At 48.0% G+C, this 21,904-nt stretch carries 20 protein-coding genes; 2 read left to right on the forward strand and 18 right to left on the reverse strand.

Annotated features, from left to right (window positions below):
- Positions 1-79: 79 nt before the first annotated feature.
- Together dnaK and ACFS25_RS12310 are read right to left on the reverse strand one after the other, a co-directional pair.
- On the reverse strand, positions 80-2,017 hold the full coding sequence (dnaK, locus tag ACFS25_RS12305; protein WP_381500655.1) for a molecular chaperone DnaK: 1,938 nt from the start codon (positions 2,015-2,017) through the stop codon (positions 80-82).
- Between the two features lie 325 nt (positions 2,018-2,342).
- Positions 2,343-2,795, reverse strand: coding sequence for a hypothetical protein (locus ACFS25_RS12310; RefSeq protein WP_381500658.1), 453 nt, complete (start codon positions 2,793-2,795; stop codon positions 2,343-2,345).
- 125 nt (positions 2,796-2,920) lie between these two features.
- Here ACFS25_RS12310 and ACFS25_RS12315 point away from each other — a divergent pair, with 125 nt between their 5' ends.
- Positions 2,921-3,361: a nuclease A inhibitor family protein gene (locus tag ACFS25_RS12315; RefSeq protein ID WP_381500661.1), complete on the forward strand. Its 441-nt coding sequence runs from the start codon at positions 2,921-2,923 to the stop codon at positions 3,359-3,361.
- A 78-nt stretch (positions 3,362-3,439) separates the two neighbouring features.
- Here ACFS25_RS12315 and rplT read toward each other — a convergent pair whose 3' ends face one another.
- The 8 genes from rplT to ACFS25_RS12355 all read right to left on the reverse strand — a co-directional run bounded on the left by rplT (position 3,440) and on the right by ACFS25_RS12355 (position 10,764).
- Positions 3,440-3,784: a 50S ribosomal protein L20 gene (rplT, locus tag ACFS25_RS12320; RefSeq protein ID WP_381500665.1), complete on the reverse strand. Its 345-nt coding sequence runs from the start codon at positions 3,782-3,784 to the stop codon at positions 3,440-3,442.
- A 188-nt stretch (positions 3,785-3,972) separates the two neighbouring features.
- Entirely contained in the window at positions 3,973-4,167 is a 195-nt protein-coding gene (gene rpmI / locus ACFS25_RS12325; RefSeq protein ID WP_381500669.1) for a 50S ribosomal protein L35, read from the reverse strand.
- A gap of 446 nt (positions 4,168-4,613) precedes the next feature.
- Positions 4,614-5,171, reverse strand: a complete 558-nt coding sequence (gene infC / locus ACFS25_RS12330) for a translation initiation factor IF-3 (RefSeq protein ID WP_381500672.1) — start codon at positions 5,169-5,171, stop codon at positions 4,614-4,616.
- A gap of 176 nt (positions 5,172-5,347) precedes the next feature.
- Complete coding sequence (gene thrS, locus ACFS25_RS12335) at positions 5,348-7,291, reverse strand: threonine--tRNA ligase (RefSeq protein ID WP_381500675.1); 1,944 nt, start codon at positions 7,289-7,291, stop codon at positions 5,348-5,350.
- A 132-nt stretch (positions 7,292-7,423) separates the two neighbouring features.
- Positions 7,424-8,695, reverse strand: coding sequence for a tetratricopeptide repeat protein (locus ACFS25_RS12340; RefSeq protein ID WP_381500883.1), 1,272 nt, complete (start codon positions 8,693-8,695; stop codon positions 7,424-7,426).
- The gene (locus tag ACFS25_RS12345; protein WP_381500678.1) at positions 8,683-9,582 is read right to left on the reverse strand and encodes a class I SAM-dependent methyltransferase; all 900 of its coding nucleotides are present in this window, start codon (positions 9,580-9,582) and stop codon (positions 8,683-8,685) included. The genes ACFS25_RS12340 and ACFS25_RS12345 overlap by 13 nt, the downstream gene beginning before the upstream one ends.
- An 80-nt stretch (positions 9,583-9,662) precedes the next feature.
- Entirely contained in the window at positions 9,663-10,073 is a 411-nt protein-coding gene (locus ACFS25_RS12350) for an EVE domain-containing protein (protein ID WP_381500681.1), read from the reverse strand.
- Positions 10,074-10,191: 118 nt separating this feature from the next.
- Positions 10,192-10,764 carry a DinB family protein gene (locus ACFS25_RS12355; RefSeq protein WP_381500684.1) on the reverse strand — a complete coding sequence of 191 codons (573 nt, stop codon included), beginning with the start codon at positions 10,762-10,764 and terminating at the stop codon, positions 10,192-10,194.
- Positions 10,765-11,162: 398 nt separating this feature from the next.
- Between ACFS25_RS12355 and ACFS25_RS12360 the strand changes: the two genes are divergently transcribed.
- Positions 11,163-12,668 carry a capsule assembly Wzi family protein gene (locus tag ACFS25_RS12360; protein WP_381500686.1) on the forward strand — a complete coding sequence of 502 codons (1,506 nt, stop codon included), beginning with the start codon at positions 11,163-11,165 and terminating at the stop codon, positions 12,666-12,668.
- Between the two features lie 136 nt (positions 12,669-12,804).
- Here the strand turns inward: ACFS25_RS12360 and ACFS25_RS12365 are convergent, their stop codons facing one another.
- The 8 genes from ACFS25_RS12365 to ACFS25_RS12400 form a co-directional block, all read right to left on the reverse strand.
- Complete coding sequence (locus ACFS25_RS12365) at positions 12,805-13,506, reverse strand: SanA/YdcF family protein (RefSeq protein WP_381500689.1); 702 nt, start codon at positions 13,504-13,506, stop codon at positions 12,805-12,807.
- Between the two features lie 4 nt (positions 13,507-13,510).
- Entirely contained in the window at positions 13,511-13,876 is a 366-nt protein-coding gene (locus ACFS25_RS12370; protein ID WP_381500692.1) for a VOC family protein, read from the reverse strand.
- A gap of 79 nt (positions 13,877-13,955) precedes the next feature.
- Positions 13,956-16,670 (reverse strand): DNA gyrase/topoisomerase IV subunit A, encoded by a 2,715-nt coding sequence (locus ACFS25_RS12375; RefSeq protein ID WP_381500695.1) that lies wholly within the window; start codon positions 16,668-16,670, stop codon positions 13,956-13,958.
- A 155-nt stretch (positions 16,671-16,825) separates the two neighbouring features.
- Entirely contained in the window at positions 16,826-17,752 is a 927-nt protein-coding gene (locus tag ACFS25_RS12380; protein WP_381500698.1) for a D-2-hydroxyacid dehydrogenase, read from the reverse strand.
- A gap of 185 nt (positions 17,753-17,937) precedes the next feature.
- The gene (locus tag ACFS25_RS12385; protein WP_381500701.1) at positions 17,938-19,233 is read right to left on the reverse strand and encodes an acetylxylan esterase; all 1,296 of its coding nucleotides are present in this window, start codon (positions 19,231-19,233) and stop codon (positions 17,938-17,940) included.
- A 72-nt stretch (positions 19,234-19,305) separates the two neighbouring features.
- Entirely contained in the window at positions 19,306-20,535 is a 1,230-nt protein-coding gene (locus ACFS25_RS12390; RefSeq protein WP_381500704.1) for an Lnb N-terminal periplasmic domain-containing protein, read from the reverse strand.
- Positions 20,528-21,292, reverse strand: coding sequence for a 16S rRNA (cytidine(1402)-2'-O)-methyltransferase (gene rsmI, locus ACFS25_RS12395; protein WP_381500707.1), 765 nt, complete (start codon positions 21,290-21,292; stop codon positions 20,528-20,530). Before rsmI ends, ACFS25_RS12390 begins: the two co-directional genes overlap by 8 nt.
- Positions 21,293-21,430: 138 nt before the next feature.
- Complete coding sequence (locus ACFS25_RS12400; RefSeq protein ID WP_381500711.1) at positions 21,431-21,661, reverse strand: 4a-hydroxytetrahydrobiopterin dehydratase; 231 nt, start codon at positions 21,659-21,661, stop codon at positions 21,431-21,433.
- Between the last annotated feature and the right edge of the window lie 243 nt (positions 21,662-21,904).

Below are 21,904 nucleotides of genomic sequence, written 5' to 3' on the forward strand. Positions count from 1 at the left end.
TCAATTACAGATTTACCTCTAAAAAGCAAAAAAAGCCCCGCTAAGTTTCCTCAGCGGGGCTATCTATTTTCACTAAAAACTATTTCACTTCTTCGTAGGGCACATCCGAAACGTTGTCGCCTGCGGGCTGGCCCTGGCCGTTACCGTTGGCCGAACCATCACCGTTTCCGGCGAAACCGGCACCTTCGGTTGGGTTAGCTCCATCCGTGTTTGTAGCGTTGTACATTTCGGTCGAAGCTGTGGCCCAGGCTGCGTTCAGCCCTTCTAACGCCGTGTCGATTGAGGCCAAGTCGCGTGAACCGTGCGCCGTGCGGAGGGTAGCAAGAGCTGTTTCAATAGCCGACTTGTTGACTTCCGATAGTTTATCGCCGTATTCTTTGAGTTGTTTCTCGGTCTGGAAAATCATCGAGTCAGCCGCGTTGACTTTCTCAATGGTTTCGCGCTCGGTTTTATCAGCGGCTTCGTTGGCTTTGGCTTCTTCGCGCATCCGGGTAATTTCAGCCTCGGTCAAACCGCTCGATGCTTCAATCCGGATTTTTTGCTCTTTACCAGTGCCTTTGTCCTTGGCCGTTACGTGCAGAATACCGTTGGCATCCACATCGAAGGTTACTTCAATCTGTGGTACACCGCGTGGTGCTGGTGGAATGTCTGACAGGATAAACCGGCCTAACTGACGGTTCTGAGTCGCCATTGGCCGCTCACCCTGTAAGATGTTGATTTCTACACTCGGCTGGTTGTCCGATGCCGTCGAATAGGTTTCAACTTTCTTGCTTGGAATCGTCGTATTGGCATCCACCATTTTGGTAAATACGCCACCCATTGTTTCGATACCCAGCGAAAGCGGGATAACGTCGAGCAACAGAACGTCTTTCACTTCACCCGTTAGTACACCACCTTGAATAGCAGCACCAATGGCTACAGCTTCATCGGGGTTAACGGCTTTTGAAGGCTTACGGCCAAACAATTTTTCAACTTCATCCTGCACTTTTGGAATCCGGGTTGAACCACCGACCAGAATGACTTCGTCAATCTGGCTAGCCGACAAACCTGAATTTTTCAAGGCACGGCGGCAAGGTTCCATACTCCGCTGAATCAGCGAATCGGCTAATTGCTCGAATTTCGCCCGGCTTAACGTCCGCACTAAGTGCTTTGGAATGCCATTTACCGGCATGATATACGGCAGGTTGATTTCTGTCGAGTTCGAACTAGACAGTTCAACTTTTGCTTTTTCAGCCGCTTCTTTCAGGCGTTGCAGGGCCATAGGGTCCAGACGCAAGTCAATAGCTTCATCTTTCTTGAACTCGTCGGCGAGCCAGTCGATAATCACCTGGTCGAAGTCATCACCACCGAGGTGCGTATCACCATCGGTCGATTTCACTTCGAACACGCCATCGCCGAGTTCCAAGATCGAAATATCGAATGTACCGCCACCAAGGTCGAATACAGCGATTTTCTGGTCTTTATTAGTCTTGTCCAAACCGTAGGCCAGGGCGGCTGCGGTTGGCTCGTTGATAATACGTTTTACGTCCAGACCGGCAATAGCACCCGCTTCTTTGGTTGCCTGACGCTCGGCGTCGTTAAAGTAAGCAGGCACCGTAATAACGGCTTCCGTTACTGTCTGACCAAGGTAATCTTCAGCGGTCTGCTTCATCTTTTGAAGAATCAGAGCTGAAAGTTCCTGGGGCGTATATTGACGGTCACCGATACGAACGCGGGGCGTACTGTTCGGGCCGTTTTCTACGTCATAAGCAACATTCTTAATTTCATTCGTTACCTCGCTATAGCGTTTCCCCATGAAGCGCTTAATCGAGGAGATCGTATTTGTTGGGTTGGTGATGGCCTGACGTTTGGCAGGAGCACCGACTTTACGTTCGCCGTTGCCGTTGTCCATAAACGCGACTACCGAGGGGGTTGTCCGTGCTCCTTCGGAGTTGGGGATTACGACCGGCTCGTTGCCTTCCATCACGGCCACGCACGAGTTCGTGGTGCCTAAGTCAATACCAATAATTTTTCCCATAACTGGATTTAGTTTCTTTAGATGCTGTGGTTGTAAATTGACAGACATAACCTATCTATCAATACAGATGCCAGCCCGTTCAACTTGCTTGATTTGCTGTCAGATTGGCAGAAAATGTACACAAATGGGTCAGGATGTCGCATTTAGATCAGCCATAATTCTCAGACATGGCAGAATCGTACCTGATAATCTCCATAAAAAGTCCCCGAGTGACAACCCCATCAGGCGGGCTATCACTCGGGGATTTTATAGGTTGTTTTAATTAGCCATGACTAAGACCAATCACGCTATACATTACGTTCCTGAAACTTATCGTTATCGGGGGTTATTTACCACCGAATAAGCCACCCAGCATACCGCCTAAGCCGCCACCACTGCCACCGCCCAACATACTCATCAGGCTGCCAGCGTTAATGCTTGAATCATTTGGATCGTTGGTTTTATGCATCAGTTTATTTAATACAATCGGCACTAAAACCCCGGCAACTGACATGGCAACTTGTGGTGAAATACCTAGTTTGCTCATAAGATCCTGCTGAACATTCTGCTGAACATTCTGCGTTACAGGGTGATCGGCTACACTGCCCCCCCCCTGTCCAGTTACCATACCCAACAAACTACCCAGGCCACCGCCCTGTGCCTGCTGGCCCAGACTGTTCATAATACTACCGGTTACCGTCTGCATGACGTTGTCATTCTGGCTGTTTGGAATAGCCGGGTTGTTGATAACAGCCTGACCAGCATTTTGCTGAACTAGATTCATTAAGGTTTCAAACATGATTTCTTTTGTTTAAACTATGTATCGGGAATAGGCTCGTTGGTTACCTGTCCTTAAAATTAGATAGATTCAACTACATACTTCAACCTGAATCGGTTAATTTAGCGTGAATCTATGCTTCCCCTATGACGAACGAAAACTCAAAAAGTAGCGATGAGGTTTTAAAAAATATTTCCTTTAGCGAACAAGTAACCCCATTGCTTACGGATTTACTCTACCCAAGCGAATCTGATGAGCCAGTAGAAACGGTAACCTGCTATTTCAAACAGGCTGAACCGCTAACTGTTAGTCAACTTAAAGATTGGCTACTGTTGCCCCCGTCAACTTACGTAGAGGAAATACCGGAGGCCGACTTCTGGGAACCAGTCACTACCGAGCAGGATTGGTATAGCGACGACGAAAAAGCGCGTACTGCCCAATTTAAGCACCTCAAACAAGCTCTGGAAAACGACCTGGCAGTTCGGCAGGTATTCCAGGTAGGCGAGTCAGAAATAGAGGTATATTTACTAGGTCGTCAGGTAGATGGCGAACGGGTGGGGATTAAAACGAAAATTATACAGACGTAATAAAAAAGGAGCGAGTGGTAGAGAGTAGACAAATTCATTTTTGTCTACTCTCTACCACTCGCTCCTAAAAAGGTCTGTTTACTTCACTTGTGCCACAACAGCGGCAAAGGCTTCCGGATGGTTCATGGCCAGATCAGCCAGAACTTTACGGTTTAGTTCAATGCCCGATTTGTTAAGGGCACCCATAAAGACCGAGTACGACATACCATGTATGCGTGCACCAGCATTGATACGCTGAATCCAGAGACCCCGGAAATCGCGCTTCTTGGCCCGGCGATCGCGGTACGAGTACCCTAAGCCTTTTTCAACGGCGTTTTTGGCAACCGTCCAAACATTTTTACGCCGACCAAAATACCCTTTGGCCAGCTTCATTACTTTTTTTCTACGCGCCCGTGAGGCAACGTGATTGACGGAACGTGGCATTGTATAATAATTGTTTTTTGACGACCGGCGGAAGAAACCTGTAGAGTGACTGGTGTAGAGTGAAGACGACTAAATAGATACTATTCATTCTTCATCGCTCTGGTAACCCAGTTCTCCTTCTTCATTCACTTTTTTGGCCGGGCATCGGGTGAAACGTGAAACCAGACGCAACTGCGTCTTTTTCAGTCTTAAACGTTTAGCAGCATTTTGATGCGACGAACGTCTGGACCATCAACCAACGTAGCATGTACTAGATTACGCTTCTGCTTGGTTGATTTTTTAGTCAGGATATGACTGTGGAAGGCGTGCTTCCGCTTGATTTTTCCAGTGCCGGTCAGCTTGAAACGCTTCTTGGCAGCTGAATTGGTTTTTACTTTTGGCATTATAGTAAACCGCTTTGTATGGAAAATTAAGTAAACAGGCCGCAAAGATACGAAAAAAAGCGATAGTGGCTAGTCATACAGCCTAACTATCAGTGAGTTTTGGCTAGCTAGTAGCAACCCCTTCGGTAGTCCGCTACTGACGAGCTACTTAGTTTCTGCTGTATTGCCTAAATCCCCCACAAATCGCCATTGCCTGCCCGGTCAGACCCTGAACAGAAGACAGACGCTTGTAAACGTGTCGGTTTTACCCACAGACGTACTTGAACAGGATTAACATATAGCCGGGTAAATATGCATAAATCTATCACTGTTTTGGCTTACTCAACGACTAAAGCCCTGATTGGCCAATCCTTCCGGACTGGCCAATCAGGGCTTTAGTCGTTAAATTACTTGGCAAACGGTCAACCTGCCATCCAGCGTAGAGATATACACTCTACCCAACCACGTTATTTTTTAGGAACGACCACTTTAGGCGACAGAAACATACTCATCCGTTTACCTTCCAGTTTGGGTTCTGACTCAATCTTACCAAATTCTTCCAGTCCTTTGGAAAAACGCTCCAGCAATTGAAATCCCCGGTCTTTAAAAACAATAGCCCGGCCCACAAACTGCACGTAGGCTTTCACCTTCGCCCCTTCTTTCAGGAAGTTTACAGCGTGTTTAAGTTTAAACTCAAAGTCGTGATCATCGGTATTAGGGCCGAAACGTATTTCTTTAATAACGACTTTCGTAGCGTTAGCCTTGATTTCTTTTTGCTTTTTCTTCTGCTCGTATTTGAACTTGGAATAATCCACAATACGGCAGACGGGCGGCACGGCGTTGGGCGACACCTCAACCAGGTCGAGGTTCTGTGCTTTGGCCATTGCCTGAGCCTTATTGGTTTCGTAGATTCCCTGCTCTACATTTTCGCCGACCACCCGCACTTCGCGAGCCAGGATGCGCTCATTAACTTTGTAGGGTTCTTCAACCACACGACGAGGTGGTCTCCGCTGGGGTAATGCCATAAATTGTGTTTAGTGTGCTATTTTAATTCGTTTTGAAAACGTACTGTGTCCCAAAAAGTTCGGGAATCTATTGAAAATACTCATTCTGTGCAAGTTTACTGTCGTAGTTTATATTTTGTCGTTGGCTGATGCGTTCATTATATCGCATCAACCAACGACAAACCACAACGGCAAACTTACATTTTCACCTCTGCCTGGAATGTCTTTACAAACTCCTCTACGCTTATAGTGCCAAGATCGCCCTGGCCTTTCCGCCGGACAGATACAGTACCATCGGCAGCTTCTTTTTCGCCGACAATGAGCATATAAGGCACTTTATTTACTTCAGCATCCCGGATTTTACGCCCGATTTTCTCGTCTCGCAAGTCTACAAAGCCGCGAATATCGTGCTCCTGCAAATTAAAAAACAAGTCGTTAGCATAGTCTTCATACTTTTCTGAAATCGGTAGAATGGCAATCTGGTCGGGTGAAAGCCAGAGCGGAAAATTACCGCCTGAATTTTCAATCAGAATAGCAATAAAACGCTCCATCGACCCAAATGGTGCCCGGTGAATCATAACGGGCCGGTGCTTTTGGTTGTCGGCACCGATATATTCTAGTTCAAAGCGATTTGGCAGGTTGTAATCTACCTGAATCGTTCCCAACTGCCACTTCCGACCGAGGGCATCACGCACCATAAAATCAAGCTTTGGGCCATAAAAAGCCGCTTCGCCCAACTCTGTTACGGTTGGCAATCCTTTTTCGGCGGCCGCTTCGATAATAGCCGACTCTGCCTTTTCCCACAAGTCGTCAGACCCGATATACTTAGTTTTATTTTCAGGATCACGGAGGGAAATCTGGGCACTATAATCCGAGAAACCGAGTGATCTAAAGACGTATAGCACTAAGTCGATCACCTTCATGAACTCATCTTTCACTTGGTCGGGGCGACAGAAAATGTGAGCATCATCCTGCGTAAAGCCACGCACCCGTGTTAACCCGTGCAACTCGCCCGACTGCTCGTAGCGGTATACGGTCCCAAATTCGGCTAGCCGCAGCGGTAAATCGCGATACGAGCGCGGTTTTGTTTTGTAAATCTCGCAGTGATGCGGGCAGTTCATGGGTTTGAGCAAAAACTCCTCATTCGGGTCGGGCGTTTTGATGGGTTGGAACGAATCTTCACCATATTTATCCCAGTGGCCCGAGGTCACGTAGAGTTGCTTGCTACCAATATGGGGCGTTATAACGGGCAAATAGCCCGCCCGCGCCTGTGCTTTTCGCAAGAAATTCTCCAGGCGTTCGCGCAACACCGTGCCTTTGGGAAGCCACAATGGCAACCCAGCACCCACTTTCTCCGAAAACGCGAACAACTCTAACTCCTTGCCTAATTTGCGGTGATCGCGCTTTTTGGCTTCTTCGAGCAGATAGAGATATTCGTCGAGTTCCTTTTGCTTGGGATAGGTAACCGCGTAAATGCGCGTTAGCTGCTTATTTTTTTCGTTGCCACGCCAATAGGCTCCGGCTACATTCATGAGTTTTGCGGCTTTGATAAACCCAGTGTTCGGAATGTGTGGCCCCCGGCAGAGATCGGTAAAATCACCCTGCGTATAGAACGTAATGGTTCCGTCGGCCAGTCCTTCGAGCAGGTCGAGTTTATAGGGATCACCTTTTTCCTCAAAATAGGCAATGGCATCAGCCTTGCTCATAGGTTTGCGGATATAAGGCTGTTTCTGGCGGGCCAGTTCGAGCATTTTAGCCTCTACCTTCTTGAAGTCTTCCTGCGAAAAAGGCTGTCCGCCCAAGTCAACGTCGTAGTAAAAACCCGTTTCAATGGCTGGTCCGATACCGAACTTCGTGCCCGGATACAACGCTTCGAGGGCCTCGGCCAGTAAGTGAGCCGATGAGTGCCAGAACGTGGCTTTTCCTTCGGCGTCGTTCCACGTCAGAAGTTGGACGTTGGCATCCTCCTCAATGGGTCGCGTGGCGTCTTGCACCACACCATTTACTTTGGCGGCCAGCACGTTACGAGCTAACCCTTCACTAATTTGGGTGGCAACATCCAGCCCGGTACTTCCTTTGGGATACTGCCGAACGCTCCCGTCGGGCAGCGTCACGCGGATTTGTTCGTCCTGCGCAATCATACGTTTACACTCATTTATTTGTGGGCACCCGCAGCTTACCTACAACTGTAAGCCACTTATTTTTTAGGCAAGATGCAACGCTTTCCAGCGAAAACCAGACATCCTGTTTTTTACCTTATATAGTAATATACATCAATTTTGGCCAATCGGTTTCACCGTTCGTTGCAACGAATCACCGGAGTGGGTCGTTACGCGGGCTTTTGGCTGAATGGTCGAGATGCGAACTCGGGTTGTGTCAATCACAGTCCGGTTTCGCGTCTGCGGTTTAGCCACCGTATCCGGCAAAAATAAGGAGTTATACGAGCTTTGCGCGTATTGTCTTCTTTCCGAACGCCATAAACCGGCAGCCGCCTGCTGGTCAGCCGCATTTTGCCGGGTCGCTTTGGTATAGGCCGCAATCGCCAGTTCATACTGACCCATTTGTTCGTGGCAGTAGCCAATATACGTATCGATGCGTGGAAATTGCGCTCGAAGCTGCTGTACACGCTGGTAATTGGCTAAAGCAGCGTAATAATTACGGTATTTCTGATTAATCAGTCCCATCTGAAAATACGCCTGATAGTAGCCCGACTGTACATTAATTGTTTGCCGGTAATACGTCATGGCACTATCGAGTTGGCCTTCTGTATGATAAATCAGACCTCGCCCGTAGTAAAGCCGGGCATTATTAGGAAAATAGCGCAACGCCTGCTGATTATAGGCCAGCGCGGAGGTCAAATCGCCAAGTGTTCTATAGACGGAGGCTAACTGATTATACGTCTCCAGATAACGGGGCTTTAGTCGCAGGGACTGCTGATAAAGGGTTAATGCCTGGGTAGTATCTCCCTGCCGAGCCGCCATCAGACCACTAAAAAAATAAGCCTCACCATCGTAGGGAGCCATTTGCAGAGCTTTGGCAACGTAAAGTTTAGCTTTATCGAATTGATTTTGCTGTTGCAATAAATCGCCCTGCAACGTATACAGTTCCGGCGTATCGATGCCTAAGATTTCAGCACGCTGAGCGTTCTGAAGGGCTTTGGCAGGTTGTTGCAAGGCCCGCAAAATTTGGGCGCGGGTTAAATAATACGATCCGGCATCGTCATTCCGGCTTATAGCCTCGTCAATATCAGTCAGCGCATCATTCATGCGTCCCATTGCCAATAAAATAACCGCTCGCTTGGCATAAGCCGACGCGGGCGACGACTGGTTAATAGCCAGCGTCAATGCACGTAGGGCACCCTCTACCCGGCTACTATCGCCCGGCTTGGGAAAGTCTGGAATGTGAGCTGTCTGCTGATTGTTGCTGCCGCAGGAGAACAAAAAGAGCGAAAGGGCGAATTGACAAACGAGTGAACCGAACTTACGCCAGCTTTTCACCCGTTTTTCCACTCCTCCAGCCCCGTTTCGCTCATTCATACGCTTGATGCGAATCGATAAAATACGCCCAAAGGTAGCCGTTTTTGATAGCTATCTTTCATAAACAACTCGCCCCATTCCGGGTTTGGTACATTGCCGAAAACCTGCCCCATCAGATTATCCAGAATGAGCGACGAAAACCCGAGTGAGTACAGATTAATGATAAAGAAGAAATGGGTTTGGTCGAGCAAATCAGCACAGGATTTGAGCAGGTCGTTGAGGTCTTCTTCAAGCACCCACTTTTCACCATCCGGTCCTCGCCCGTAAGCGGGCGGGTCCAGAATGATACCATTATAACGATTACCCCGACGAACCTCGCGCCGAACAAATTTTACGGCATCGTCAACGACCCAACGAATGTTATCTAACTCGCTGTGGTCCATGTTTTCACGCGCCCAGCTAATAACGGGTTTCACGGCATCGACGTGTGTCACATCGGCCCCGGCCTGGCGAGCCGCCAGCGAAGCTCCGCCCGTATAAGCAAATAGGTTCAGCACTTTAGGGCGGGGCACATCAGCAGAAATAGCGTTTATTTTATCGTAAATAAATGTCCAGTTATCGGCCTGCTCGGGAAATATTCCCACGTGTTTGAAGGTCGTCAGAGCAAGTTTAAATTTCAGACTTAAGCCTCCCTGCTGGAATGAAACGTACCAGGGGTCGCGCATATCGGGCGAGGTTTGCCAGTCACCCCGTTCAGGCGATTGGCGGTCGCGCCGGAACGTAGCATGAGCCTGACGTTCCCACTCCGCATCTGACAGCGATTTATCCCAAATAGCCTGCGGTTCGGGGCGGGCCAGTATAAAATCACCAAAGCGTTCGAGTTTCTGGAAATTACCCGAGTCAATTAATTCGTATTGCGCCCAAGTTTCGGGCGTAATCAGTTGAATGTCAGCCATAATATTTATAATTATGCATGATCAAGGATGAATTATTACGCTTAGAGAAAATTCATCGTTAATCATGCATAATTCTTCATTCATTTTCTGCCCATCGCCAAAATCAGTTCAAATTCGTCGGCCCGGATAGGCATAACCGACAAACGGGATTGTTTGATGAGACTAATACTTGCCAGCAGGGGTTCGGCCTTAATATGAGCCAGGGTAACAGGCTTCTCTAACGCCATCATCGGCTCCAGTTCAACAGCCACCCAGCGTACATCTTCGGGGGCTGTTGGATCCTGATAGAACTCTCGTACTATAGTTGCCAACCCCACAACACCGGGATTCGTGATGCTGTGATAAAACAAAACCTGATCGCCCACTTGCATGACTTTCAGGTTGTTACGCGCCTGATAATTGCGAACCCCGTCCCACACGGCACGGCCCTGTTCAATAAAATGATGCCACCCGTATTTATCAGGTTCAGATTTGACGAGCCAGTAGTTCAAAAGAATGAATAAGCAAATGGGTGAACGATGGAGCTACCGACCGTCTGTAGTTGCGCCGGGCCAGTGAATAAGCACTTAAGCAGTTTCTGCACCACAACCGGTTGGTAGCCGATCTTTATCAATAATAATCGTCGTGTTCGCTGCTCGTGCCAAAAGGCGAACCAAACTCGTCCGCATCATCATCGAAGCGGGAGCTCGTCTTTTGCAACCCCATTGCTTTCTGAATAATCATTATCTGCCCCGTGTGGTACATATCATGATTAATAATCCCGTGTAACATATCGTAATAGGTATAGGTACGGCCGGGCACGATATCTTCCAGAAACTCGTCGTCGTCGCGTTTGTCGAGTTCGTTAATGAGTTCTTCCTGGCTCAGGCTCAGTTCCATTTCGAGGGCTTCCCACTCGAAATTGTCTATTTTATCGGGTAATGCGCCAAAGTCTTTATTAGGCGTTGTAATGTCAAATGTTTCATCGCCCTGCATTTTTTTGACGCAGAAGATTCGCCAGCTGGTCATGTGAAAAACCAGTTCAGCAATGCTGTGTGTGTTGGGAGCAATTCGACGCCCAGCCATATCGGGCGTTACATTTCTCAACACATCGACCACTGATGGACCATGCCAGGCTTCCTCGCCTTCATAAGTCGTATTCAATAAGTCGATGATGCGGATGAGTTCATCGTTAGGGACCATAATCAATGCGTAGTAGAGTTGTCTAATCCTCGGGGACGTATCTTATTACCACCCGTACAAGTCAGCAACGTATGTCTTATTAGTTAAAAATCAGCTTAAAATTTCTAAGGGGTTCAGCCCGGCCAGACGCAGATTGATTTTACACAATTGCTGTGTATAACACAGTTTAGGGGTATAAGGTCTGAAATTAACGGCAAAGGTAAGGTAATATCAATGGGCTTCCGAAAAAACCCGGAAACACTTTTCGTATGACGGTTTCTGTCAAACAACCACTGTTCCTCATTTAAAAACGAAAAATAGAGTGGCATGTTTTATGTAATAAACTAGTCTGTGTTCTTTTGACTACTAAATAGTAACTAAAAATCAATTACGGTAGCACATGAGCCAGACATACGTATATGATTAGATCTAAATTCCCACCTCTACTGCTCATTTGCCTGGCTTTATTCTCCGATTGCTTCGGACAGACGACTAAACCGCTGCGTTACCGCACTGAAGTTGGCAGTTATTTTTCTACATCCGGCGAAACACCTTTCTGGTTACGAGCAAATCAGTATGGCATTGTGCCACGCGAAACCGCACTTATGACCCTCCGCCATGCCATGCGGGTAGACTACCACGATACGCCAAAAAATAAACTCGATAGTCTACGGGCTACCAATCGGCGAATTGACTGGGGTTGGGGTGTCGAAGCTGTACTGAATGCAGGATACGCCTTTAAACTTCTCATTCCGGAAGCTTACGTAAAAGTGAAATTTGGGGAAGGGCTGGAAGTTTGGGCGGGCCGAAGACGGGAAATTATCGGCCTGGTCGATTCAACACTCACGTCGGGTTCTTACGCCTGGTCGGGCAATACATTACCGATGTTAAAAATCCAACTAGCCATTCCTGATTATATGCCAAAGAATGGGCTGTTTGGGGTCAAAGGTTTTTATGCACACGGTTGGTTTGAAGAAGAGCGATTTATCAACAATATAATGCTTCACCAGAAAGCCCTCTATGGCCGCTTTGGTAAGCCCCACTGGCGACTCAAACTGTACGGTGGCATTAATCATCAGGTTATGTGGGGCGGAAACACGGAACGGCTCCCCGGCTCGGTTATTAAAAACAATCAGTTACCCAACCGATTTAGCGACTACATTGATGTTGTTACGGCCAGTTCGCTGGGCAATCGTACCAACGTAGATACCAACCGAATTAGCTCGTTCGACCGTGAAAACCGCATCGGCAATCACCTTGGCACTGTCGATATGGGATTTGAGTATATAGGTCGTAATTTTTCTATTTTTGCGTACCGCCAAAACATTTATGAAACCGGCTCTCTATTTCACCTGGACAATATCCGCGATGGGTTGAATGGACTGCGAATTCGCAACCTGCAACCGCTTAATCCAGATAGGTTGCAGATCCAGTCTATTTTATTCGAATATCTCTACACCGAAAATCAGGGAGGAGCCATTTTCTCTGATGAACTTCATCTGCATGGCCGAAACAATTATTTTAATCATTCGCAGTATCAGGACGGCTGGTCGCGTTTGGGCCAAACGATGGGAACGCCCTTCATTACCCCAACTAGCGATAGTCGAAGTGATTTGCCCCGCTACGCTTTCACGAATAATAACCGGGTAGCTGTCATGCACGTGGGTCTGTCGGGACAGGCTTATGATTTTTTGCGTTTTCAGATCAAGGCATCGTATAGCGAAAACCTCGGCACTTACGAAAAACCGTTTGCGCAACCTGTGCATCAATTCTCTTCGGTTGTGAGCTTATTAGCGCCACTGCCAATTCTGGGTGGTATAACGGCCAACGCATCGGTTGCTACTGATATTGGCGATCTCTATACCAATAGCGTTGGTTTTTATGTTGGCATTCGTAAGGAAGGCCAAAGCCGAAAACGAGAGTAGATCGAAGTAATTATCAGACAGTGCCTTAGCCATTCGTGCCAAAATTAGTTTCCAGTACTTGTATGTGCTGCTGGCGCCATATGCATAGCCAACGCTCAGGCAAACCCGTTGACTACGGAAAAAATAAGTTAGATTACTAATTACGCTTCCGTTCCAGATTGCCTTTTTCGGGCTGCGGGCGCAACACATACACGTCAAGCAGCGCGTAAGGACGGGCGAGATACTCACGGACTAATGTGCGCAAAGAATACCCATCGGGCACATCCTGAGCAGCAAACGCGATAGCCTCCATACCCTCGTGGTTGCCAATGTAGAGGGCGCGGGCATTGTGGAAATTTTGAGAAATAATCGTGATTTTTTCCTGGTTGAACACGTCTTTACAACGCACAACCGAATCGAATGTCCGGTAACCCGAATAGTCAAGTGTCATGACCGAGGCCGGAATGCCAAGTTTTACCAGTGCCCGCTGCATATCTACCGGCTCATTGTAGTATTCTGAATCGTTATTACCACTCAGAATCAAATACTTCACTTTCCCCTCTTTCCAAAGTCGGGCGGTGGCTTCCATCCGATAGCGGAAAAACAGGTTCTCTTTACCTGTTCGGACAAACTTACTGGTGCCGAGCACTAGTCCAATATCATTGGTGGGGAGTTCGTGTATGTTAAAATAAATCTGATTTCGTGTGTTATACACCACCCACCAGTTACTAACCAGCACGACCGTTGCACCAAAAAACACCAAAACAATAGTTAGTTTGATCACACGCTTGACCACACGGACTCCAACCGCTTCGCGGGGCGTATCGTTGCTGTAGTCCGTAGCCAAGGTTGTGTTCATTTAATCAAAGGCTAAAATGCGGATTTTCAATTAACCCGACCACATTACCAAAAGGGTCTTTGACAGCGGCAACGCTGATGCCATCACCTACATTCTGGATTTGGGTATGCAGACTAGCGCCCAGATCCAGAAAATGCTGCAAAGTCGCATCAATGTCGGCAACGCCCCAATACATTAGTGTGCTGCCATCCGCTACCTGCACGTTGGGGTCCAGTCCCAATTCGTAGCCGCCAACGTTAAAACCTACATAAAATGGCTGGTCAAAATACGGCTCTATGCCTAACGCTTTCGCATACCATTCTTTCGTCCGGATAAGGTCGGGAGCCGCATAGATTACCGTCCGCAAGCCTAGTAGTTTCGTTTCTGCCATAGTCTGTTGTTGGAAAACCAGCGCAATAAATCAACTATGTTGCACCTTCACCCGGTGTACTCATACAGCATTGAATGAATCAGGAAAACAAGCCTAGTTGTACAGACTCCTTTTCCTCTAGTTCAGTTGTAACAAGGGCAACTGGTTCAACCACCGATGGCGTTTTTACGGTCTCCGTGACAATTTTTGGTGGCAACAGCTTAACCTCTTTTATTTTGGCAAACGGCAATTTATTCCCTAATGCTTTCCAACCGCGCACGTCAATAAATCCTTCCGGTTCCAGAATCATCTTCTCAAGAGGACCCCGGTCTTTCACCTGGTGAAGAATCTCAATCCGTGGGTAGCGATCGGTCGTGATAGCCAGACTTTTCGAGCCTTTGACATCACCAATATAGCTAAATTTCTTGTCTAACGATGTCGTTTCAACCTTAAACCGCTTCACGTACCAGGCTTTCTGATTGGCTTCGTAATACACTGCCGACAGCACCGTTTCGGGGTCAAACTTCAGCAACACGGCCACATCGTTTGGCTCGTACCGGTTCGTCAGGTCAAAACTTGTCAATTCATACAGTCCATCTTTGTACACGACCAGAATGCAGTCTTTAGCATCGAAATTACCCAACAAACGACCTCGTTCGTCTCGACTGAGCCGCCCAAGATGATCATCATACCAGATATCAACGCCACCAAGGGTCGAAACGCCACCCGTTTTCTGGGTAATTTTCCGCACACCGTACTTGGTCAGAATGTTGCCCTGCGCTGACCGATTTTTTATTCCAACGGACGCAAAATCAAAGTCAAACTGCTTAATCTTAGCCGAACTCTGTGCCGTCAGATTTATTGTAATCACCTCAGCCTCACCATTATCGTTGGCGCTAAAATAGGTCATCTTGGATTTCGGGTTACCCATCGTCAGATCATATTCCTTATCGCGGGTAACGCCCGTAACCGGAAACCGCTTGGCCATCGAGATGCCCGATTTTGCATCCAGATAAACCAGGTTATAAATCTTGCGCTCGTCATTTTTCTTGAATACCGAAACGTGTACAATATCCTTACCGACAAACACTTTTTCCGTAACTTTCACGATCATGCACTTAGCATCTCGCCGGAATATTATGACGTCGTCGATGTCGGAACAGTCACTTACGTACTCATCCTTCTTCAACCCGTAACCAATGAACCCGCCTTCCCGATCGACGTACAGTTTCTGGTTGGCAGCGGCCACCACACTTGCGGCAATGGTATTGAACGCCCGAATTTCGGTTTTACGCTCGCGGCCTTTGCCGTACTTTTTTTGCAGGTCTTTGTAATAGGCAATGGCAAAACGTGTGATGTTGGCTAAGTTCTCCTCTGTTTCGGCCAGTTCCTGCTCTAACCGACGCATCAGTTCCTCGGCCTTAAATCCATCGTACTTGGAGATACGCTTGATTTTAATTTCAGTTAACCGAATGAGGTCGTCCTGGGTAATAGCCCGATAAAACAGCTTTTTGAACGATTTAAGGGCTTTATCAATCGCTTCCAGAACAGCTTCAAATGTTTCGCACTCTTCAATTTTCCGGTAAATCCGGTTCTCAATGAAAATCTTTTCGAGCGAACTATACAGCAACCGCTCCATTAACTCACTACGCCGGATTTCCAGCTCGCGTTGCAACAACTGAACAGTTTGGTGCGTGTTAACGCGCAGAATATCCGTTACGCTGACGAAATGAGGCTTGTCGCCGATGATGACGCAGGCATTGGGCGATATTGACACCTCACAGTCGGTGAAAGCATAGAGTGCATCAATGGACACATCGGGCGAAACGCCGGGCTGCAAATGCACCAGAATCTCGACATCTCTGGCCGTATTGTCCACCACAGCCGCCACATTCCGACTAGGGGCTTTTATGCGTATTTTGCCCAGTTCAGCCGCCTTCACAATCGACTCGATCAATTGCGGAGTTGTTATGCCATAGGGCACATCGCGAATGGCAAGTGTTTTCTTATCGACTTCTTCAATTTTGGCCCTCACCCGAACCTTGCCGCCCCGGTGACCGTCATTGTAATTACTAACATCAATATGGCCGCCCGTCTGAAAATCGGGAAAGAGCGACACGGGTTTGTCTTTGAGGATATTAATCGAAGCCTCAATAAGTTCGTTAAAATTGTGCGGCAGAATTTTGGTCGAAAGCCCAACGGCAATCCCCTCAACCCCCTGTGCCAGCAAGAGCGGAAACTTTACGGGTAGTGTAATGGGTTCCCGTTTGCGCCCATCGTACGACAGTTGCCACTCGGTGGTTTTGTCGTTGTAAATGGCATCCTGCGCAAACTTCGAAAGCCGCACTTCAATATAGCGCGGAGCAGCGGCTCCATCGCCCGTACGAACGTCTCCCCAACTACCCTGCGTATCGAACAGGAGTTCTTTCTGACCAATATTGACTAAAGCCTCACCAATGGATGCATCGCCATGCGGGTGAAACTGCATTGTTTGCCCGATGACATTAGCCACTTTATTAAAGCGGCCATCATCCATTTCCTTCAAGGCATGCAGAATACGACGTTGAACAGGTTTCAAGCCATCTTCCACAGCAGGAACGGCCCGTTCGAGAATAACGTAGGATGCGTAATCGAGAAAGTAATTTTCGTATAAGCCCGACACAACAGTCTGTTGATGCAAGACTTCTTTAATGGTATCTATTGGTTGTTCGTCCGGTCCGGGGGCATCGGTCAGCTCGTCTCCATCGGTAGTTGGATCTACTTCAGGCTGCTGGTTGTCGTCCTCTATCGGCTGTTCATTTTCTTCGTTTATCATTGACTTGCTTCAGGAACTATTCCACTGGATAAGTACGCGGATTTAATGAACGATTATCGTCTCGTTTAACTCCTTAAATATACAAAGAAAAGTTGAAAAAAGGGCATAGTGAAGGCTAAAAGGGCAATTTGAGAAAGCAAGTTTTTTTGTGCAGCTTAATAGCCGCGCCCCAATTCAACGGCATTTTCTAGCGGTTGGCCAGCCCGAAACCGCGCCAGATTTTTCAGAAACTGATCCACCTTCCCGGCATCTTCATCGGGCTGACCACCGCCCGTATGCTGAGTCAGCAACACATTCGGTAAGGTCCACAGTGGACTGTCAATCGGCAAGGGTTCTTTGGCTGTCACATCTAATACGGCACCACCCAGTTGGCCGGATTGCAAGGCATTGATCAAGGCTGGTTCATCGGTTGTCGTGCCTCGTCCTACGTTGGCGTACAAACTACCCGGCTTCATAGCCGCAATCAGGTCGGCCGAGACGAATCCCGTAGCTGTACCGGGCAGGCAATTAACGACAATATCGGTTTGGGGTAATATCGCTTTGAGTTCGTCTACCGAATGTAAATCGGCCTGCGGGTCGGTACGGGCCAGCATTTTCGTATCACAGGAAAATCCAGTCAGCATTTGCCGAACCGCCTGCCCGATGGTACCCGTACCCAGAATGACCACTCGTTTTTGCCAAAGTGAATCCATCCGGGCGCGAATGGGTGCCCCAACCCACTCAGACCGACTTTGCAATAAAGCCAGTTCGGGAATACACCGATACAGAGCTAAAATACCGGCCACCATTGTTTCGGCACAGGGACGGGCAAAATAATCGCCCATGTTGGCAATGGACGCCTGCAATCGAACAGTTTTGTAGCCGTCGAACCCAGCCGAGTCCAACTGCCAGAATTTCAGGTTCGGTAATGAATCGACAAACCAGGCTATGGGTGGATTGCCAAGTACTAAATCTGCCGACTGAAATGCGGCTTGTTGATCGTCGGTATCAGACCGAAAAACAGAAGTAATATCGGATGGAAGTTTCTGCCGAAGTTCGGCTTTAAGCGTATCGTTGAGCGCGGAATTGACGAAGAGTTGCATGCTATGTTTACGAAAATCTGAACAGTTTGGTTGCGTTGAACTAGTTAACAAATTCTTTCTGAAGGGATACAGGATTGGCAGGATTTTTTTTTGATCAAACCCTATCAATCCTGTACTTACCTATCATTCACTTATGTGGGGTTAGACCTCAGTAATTTCAGCATGTTTGTTAGCCATTAGCGTCTTTATTTCCCTCCTTTCAACTGGCCCAATAGCCAAGTGGTCATTTTCTCGGTTTGTTCGGGATAGGTCCAGTGGCCCGTATCGAGGTAGGTGATGTCCAGTGATTTAGTTCCGGGAATGACGTTATAAGCCGCATACATTGAGGTGGGCGGGCAAGTTTCGTCGTTGAATCCCCATGAATAATAGCCCGGCACATTTACTATTCGGGCAAAGTTGACAACGTCGTAATAGCCCGTCGTTTTGATGCGGTCGGGTTTGTTATTATACGCCAGATCATTACCTACGAACAGGTGCGGCCAGCCACCGGCGCGACCGTTGAGGTAGCCCGTTACGTCGCACAAGGCCGGATAATAGGCCCCCAGCCATTTGATACGCGAATCCAGTCCGGCGGTAACGATACTTAGCGCACCACCCTGACTCCCGCCCGTAACGGCCAGATTTTGTCCATCATATTGCGGCATATTCGCCAGAAAATCCACGGCCCGAACGCAGCCCAGATAAACCCGTTTGTAATAATATCGATCCCGGTCGTCTAAATTAGCGGCCTGATAGCCATTAAGTGGTCCCCGGCTAAGGTTATCATACACAGCGGGGTCCATCGTAACCGGAACGCCATGAATACCCACTTCAAGCGTGATGAAGCCCTTTTCGGCTTCGGCAATCATGCCGTTATACGGTCGGACACCCGCGCCGGGCACCCGCAAAATGGCCGGATATTTACCTTCTTTTTTCGGCACGCACAAAATACCGTAGAACCGTGAGTTGTTAACGTTTTGCAGATTGAGGTGATACACGTTGGTTAACTCGGTGCAACGATCCGGCAATAATGTCATTCGGGCATCAATAGGAACCTTCGCCAGGTCAGCTTTCGCGTTATCCCAAAACGCTTTAAAATCGGTAGGGTTGGCAACTGTCGGTTTAATAGTTTGCGGCTCAAAACCCGCCGTTGTCAGGCCCCGGTATTCTTTACCATCTACTTCAGCGGTAGCAATGCAACGAAGAAAGCCCGCTATGCGCATCGTACCGGCATCCAGCGCCAGTGTACCATCTTTTAGCGTGACAGTCTCCTTTTTAGTGGGTTCCATCTTCTCTGGGCCAATTTCATAGCGGAGTTTAACCCCTTTCAACAACACGTTACTCCGGTAAACCGAGACGTTCAGTTTAACCGGCTCTCCGATTTTATACAGCCAGTTGGCATGGTCGGGTGTAACAATAACTTTAACGAGCCGCTCAACGGGTTGAGCCAGCGCGTTAGTAACCCAAATCAGCAGCAGGCCGGGAATCAGCAGTTTTTTCATGGACTTTAGAGCGAAGGTTTGTTCTATCATCCACACAAAGCACTTTAAACCGGAATTATAACCAGACGAAATTTAGTCGATCAGCATTGGCGTTTGCCGACCCTTACGAGCAGGCTGCATATTTACAATACAGCGGATGAGCAGCGTAAGCGGGAACACCACATCGAAACCGCCTGGTATCTTCGATAAAAGTATACCGGCCAGAATCAGGACCGATGTACTTCCAAAATACAGAGTCCGACGTCGGGCCGTGGAACGAGCACTGGTAGCCCAGAAAATGAGGGGCAAATGCAACGGCATCATATACAACAACGTTGGATTCCAGCCCGTAACGCCGTCGTCCCTAATCATCCACATGATTAGCAAAAACCAGCCGAAAAAGCCTACAATGCCGAACAATAACCGATCGAACCGGCGATCAACTTTCCCGGCCACCATATACCGTCGGATCGTAAACAGGGCCACAATAATACCCAAGATTGTAAATACGACATCGGGATCGAAAAAGAAGGGAACCTGTTGACGAAATAGTTTCTGAGCCGCAAAAATTGTTTGCTCTCCCTCAACCAACGGCACCAACTGTCCATTAGCTTTCCGTACCGTAGCGTGGGCGAACTGATCATACACTTGATTGGGCAGATACATGGCACGCCAGCCATCCGTCTGTTCGTCAGCGGGCCATCCAATAGCGAGGTTCATCCCTAATTGATACCAGGGACGTTCGTTCAGATAATCATTCATCAGATCGCGATACGATTTGCCAGTCATGCGTGACCGTGATGGAATCGTTAGGCTGTCACCACAGACGTCGACAATCATATCGCGGGGGCGAGTCGAACAGTTATCGTAGTAAAATTCGTATCGATATAGGCGATTCTCAGGCAAATAGTTCTTCTCCAAAGCCGAAAACAACTGCTGGCGTTGCGTGGGCGAGAGTTCCAGTCGCTGTTCCCGGATGCTCCGGTTGTTCTGCTGGTAATAATAAATAACCTGGTATAAATTATGAGCCGTTAAAAAATAAGGAAGCGTACCACGCAAAAACTTAATAATAAAATAATCGGCGCTATAGTCGAAACCACCGTAGCTATAATCCCGGTCAATACCGAGTACTGGATCAATAATCCGTATCTCGGTATGCCCAAATACTGATGAAATATCGTCATCACCCGGCCCATACGTAATCAAGCTAATCCGCGCCGACGGCGAGAGTTTTTGGGCGACGGATACAGTATGACAGATGAAGGACAAATGACAGATGAGCAGGAGACTCAGAAATCGGTTTGCGATTGGTTTTCTATTCATCTTCGCCATCAGTTTCATCCTGTTCATCGTCTTCATTTTCAGTATCATCACGATCATTGTCATACACTCGTTTAGCCTTTCCCTTACTCGGCTCTTTGCCCTGTACACAAACGACCAGTTCACCTTTTATCGTTTTTTGAGAAAAATAAGCAATTAATTCGGACAACGGCCCACGCTGATTTTCCTCAAATAGTTTGGTCAACTCGCGCGACACGCTGGCCGGTCGGTCGGGGCCAAATACGTCGATAAATTGCTGAAGGGTTTTAAGCAGGCGGTGGGGTGATTCATAAAAAACCATCGTCCGCTCCTCTCCTGCCAGTTCGGCCAGCCGGGTCTGACGCCCTTTTTTGTGGGGCAGAAACCCCTCGAACGTAAAGCGATCATTGGGCAGTCCCGAATTAACCAAAGCGGGTACAAAGGCGGTGGGGCCGGGCAGACACTCGACCGGAATATCATTTTTGATGCACTCGCGGACCAGCAGAAAGCCAGGGTCTGAAATGCCCGGTGTGCCCGCATCAGACACCAGCGCCAGCGTTTTCCCTTCTTTCATTATGTTCACCAGCCGCTGGACGGTTTGATGTTCATTGAAAATATGGTAGCTATACAGCGGTTTGCTGATGTTCAGGTGGCGCAATAAAACACCCGAGGTACGGGTATCTTCGGCCAGAATTGTGTCAACACTTTGCAGGATTTTAATAGCCCGAAGTGTTATATCATCAAGATTACCGATGGGCGTCGGCACGAGGTACAATTTCATGCCGCAAGGTAGTCAATAGTGATTAGTTGACTAGTATGTTGTACCAGACCGCATCCTACTGACTGGGTTAAACGTTAGAAATCATCTAATTTCCAGATAGCTTCTTAATGTTTATGGGTAGGCTTTTTGATCATGAACTCACGTCAGCCTATCAATAGCCGCGGCTAATTTGTGGTCTTTTTCAGTCACGATATTGCCCGCATCGTGGGTAGAAAGTTTAATCGTCACCTGATTATAGACGTTCGACCACCACGGGTGATGATTCATCTTCTCGGCGATGAGGGCTACGCGGGTCATGAAGGCAAAAGCCTCACTGAAATTGGCGAATTGAAACTCGCGGGTGAGTTGGTTATCCTGTTCTTGCCACATAAGCGCGTATGATTGGTGGTTTGTATGCACTTAGAACAGACGCGCTGAAGGAAGTGTTTCCGCGAATGGGAGAAGTTAGCTTTGCAGACATTAAGTTAGATCGCCATCGTATGCATCGTATGACCCCTTCAGGGGTCATACGATAGACCATAAATGATCCAAGCTAATTTGCGTGAGCACTTAAGTGGTGAGCCCTGAAGAAGCAAGTAAGTAGAATCCAGCAAAAAGAGGAGACAAATGCCT

It is taken from the genome of Spirosoma flavum, from assembly GCF_042686045.1.
In the GTDB taxonomy this organism is placed as follows: Bacteria; Bacteroidota; Bacteroidia; order Cytophagales; family Spirosomataceae; genus Spirosoma; species Spirosoma flavum.

What these genes read in the sequence shown, in the direction of transcription:
- dnaK (WP_381500655.1), bottom strand. Translation starts at nt 2,017, where the DNA reads ATGGGAAAAATTATTGGTATTGACTTAGGCACCACGAACTCGTGCGTG.
- ACFS25_RS12310 (WP_381500658.1), bottom strand. Translation starts at nt 2,795, where the DNA reads ATGTTTGAAACCTTAATGAATCTAGTTCAGCAAAATGCTGGTCAGGCT.
- ACFS25_RS12315 (WP_381500661.1), top strand. Translation starts at nt 2,921, where the DNA reads ATGACGAACGAAAACTCAAAAAGTAGCGATGAGGTTTTAAAAAATATT.
- rplT (WP_381500665.1), bottom strand. Translation starts at nt 3,784, where the DNA reads ATGCCACGTTCCGTCAATCACGTTGCCTCACGGGCGCGTAGAAAAAAA.
- rpmI (WP_381500669.1), bottom strand. Translation starts at nt 4,167, where the DNA reads ATGCCAAAAGTAAAAACCAATTCAGCTGCCAAGAAGCGTTTCAAGCTG.
- infC (WP_381500672.1), bottom strand. Translation starts at nt 5,171, where the DNA reads ATGGCATTACCCCAGCGGAGACCACCTCGTCGTGTGGTTGAAGAACCC.
- thrS (WP_381500675.1), bottom strand. Translation starts at nt 7,291, where the DNA reads ATGATTGCGCAGGACGAACAAATCCGCGTGACGCTGCCCGACGGGAGC.
- ACFS25_RS12345 (WP_381500678.1), bottom strand. Translation starts at nt 9,582, where the DNA reads ATGGCTGACATTCAACTGATTACGCCCGAAACTTGGGCGCAATACGAA.
- ACFS25_RS12355 (WP_381500684.1), bottom strand. Translation starts at nt 10,764, where the DNA reads ATGGTCCCTAACGATGAACTCATCCGCATCATCGACTTATTGAATACG.
- ACFS25_RS12360 (WP_381500686.1), top strand. Translation starts at nt 11,163, where the DNA reads ATGATTAGATCTAAATTCCCACCTCTACTGCTCATTTGCCTGGCTTTA.
- ACFS25_RS12365 (WP_381500689.1), bottom strand. Translation starts at nt 13,506, where the DNA reads ATGAACACAACCTTGGCTACGGACTACAGCAACGATACGCCCCGCGAA.
- ACFS25_RS12370 (WP_381500692.1), bottom strand. Translation starts at nt 13,876, where the DNA reads ATGGCAGAAACGAAACTACTAGGCTTGCGGACGGTAATCTATGCGGCT.
- ACFS25_RS12375 (WP_381500695.1), bottom strand. Translation starts at nt 16,670, where the DNA reads ATGATAAACGAAGAAAATGAACAGCCGATAGAGGACGACAACCAGCAG.
- ACFS25_RS12380 (WP_381500698.1), bottom strand. Translation starts at nt 17,752, where the DNA reads ATGCAACTCTTCGTCAATTCCGCGCTCAACGATACGCTTAAAGCCGAA.
- ACFS25_RS12385 (WP_381500701.1), bottom strand. Translation starts at nt 19,233, where the DNA reads ATGAAAAAACTGCTGATTCCCGGCCTGCTGCTGATTTGGGTTACTAAC.
- ACFS25_RS12390 (WP_381500704.1), bottom strand. Translation starts at nt 20,535, where the DNA reads ATGAATAGAAAACCAATCGCAAACCGATTTCTGAGTCTCCTGCTCATC.
- rsmI (WP_381500707.1), bottom strand. Translation starts at nt 21,292, where the DNA reads ATGAAATTGTACCTCGTGCCGACGCCCATCGGTAATCTTGATGATATA.
- ACFS25_RS12400 (WP_381500711.1), bottom strand. Translation starts at nt 21,661, where the DNA reads ATGTGGCAAGAACAGGATAACCAACTCACCCGCGAGTTTCAATTCGCC.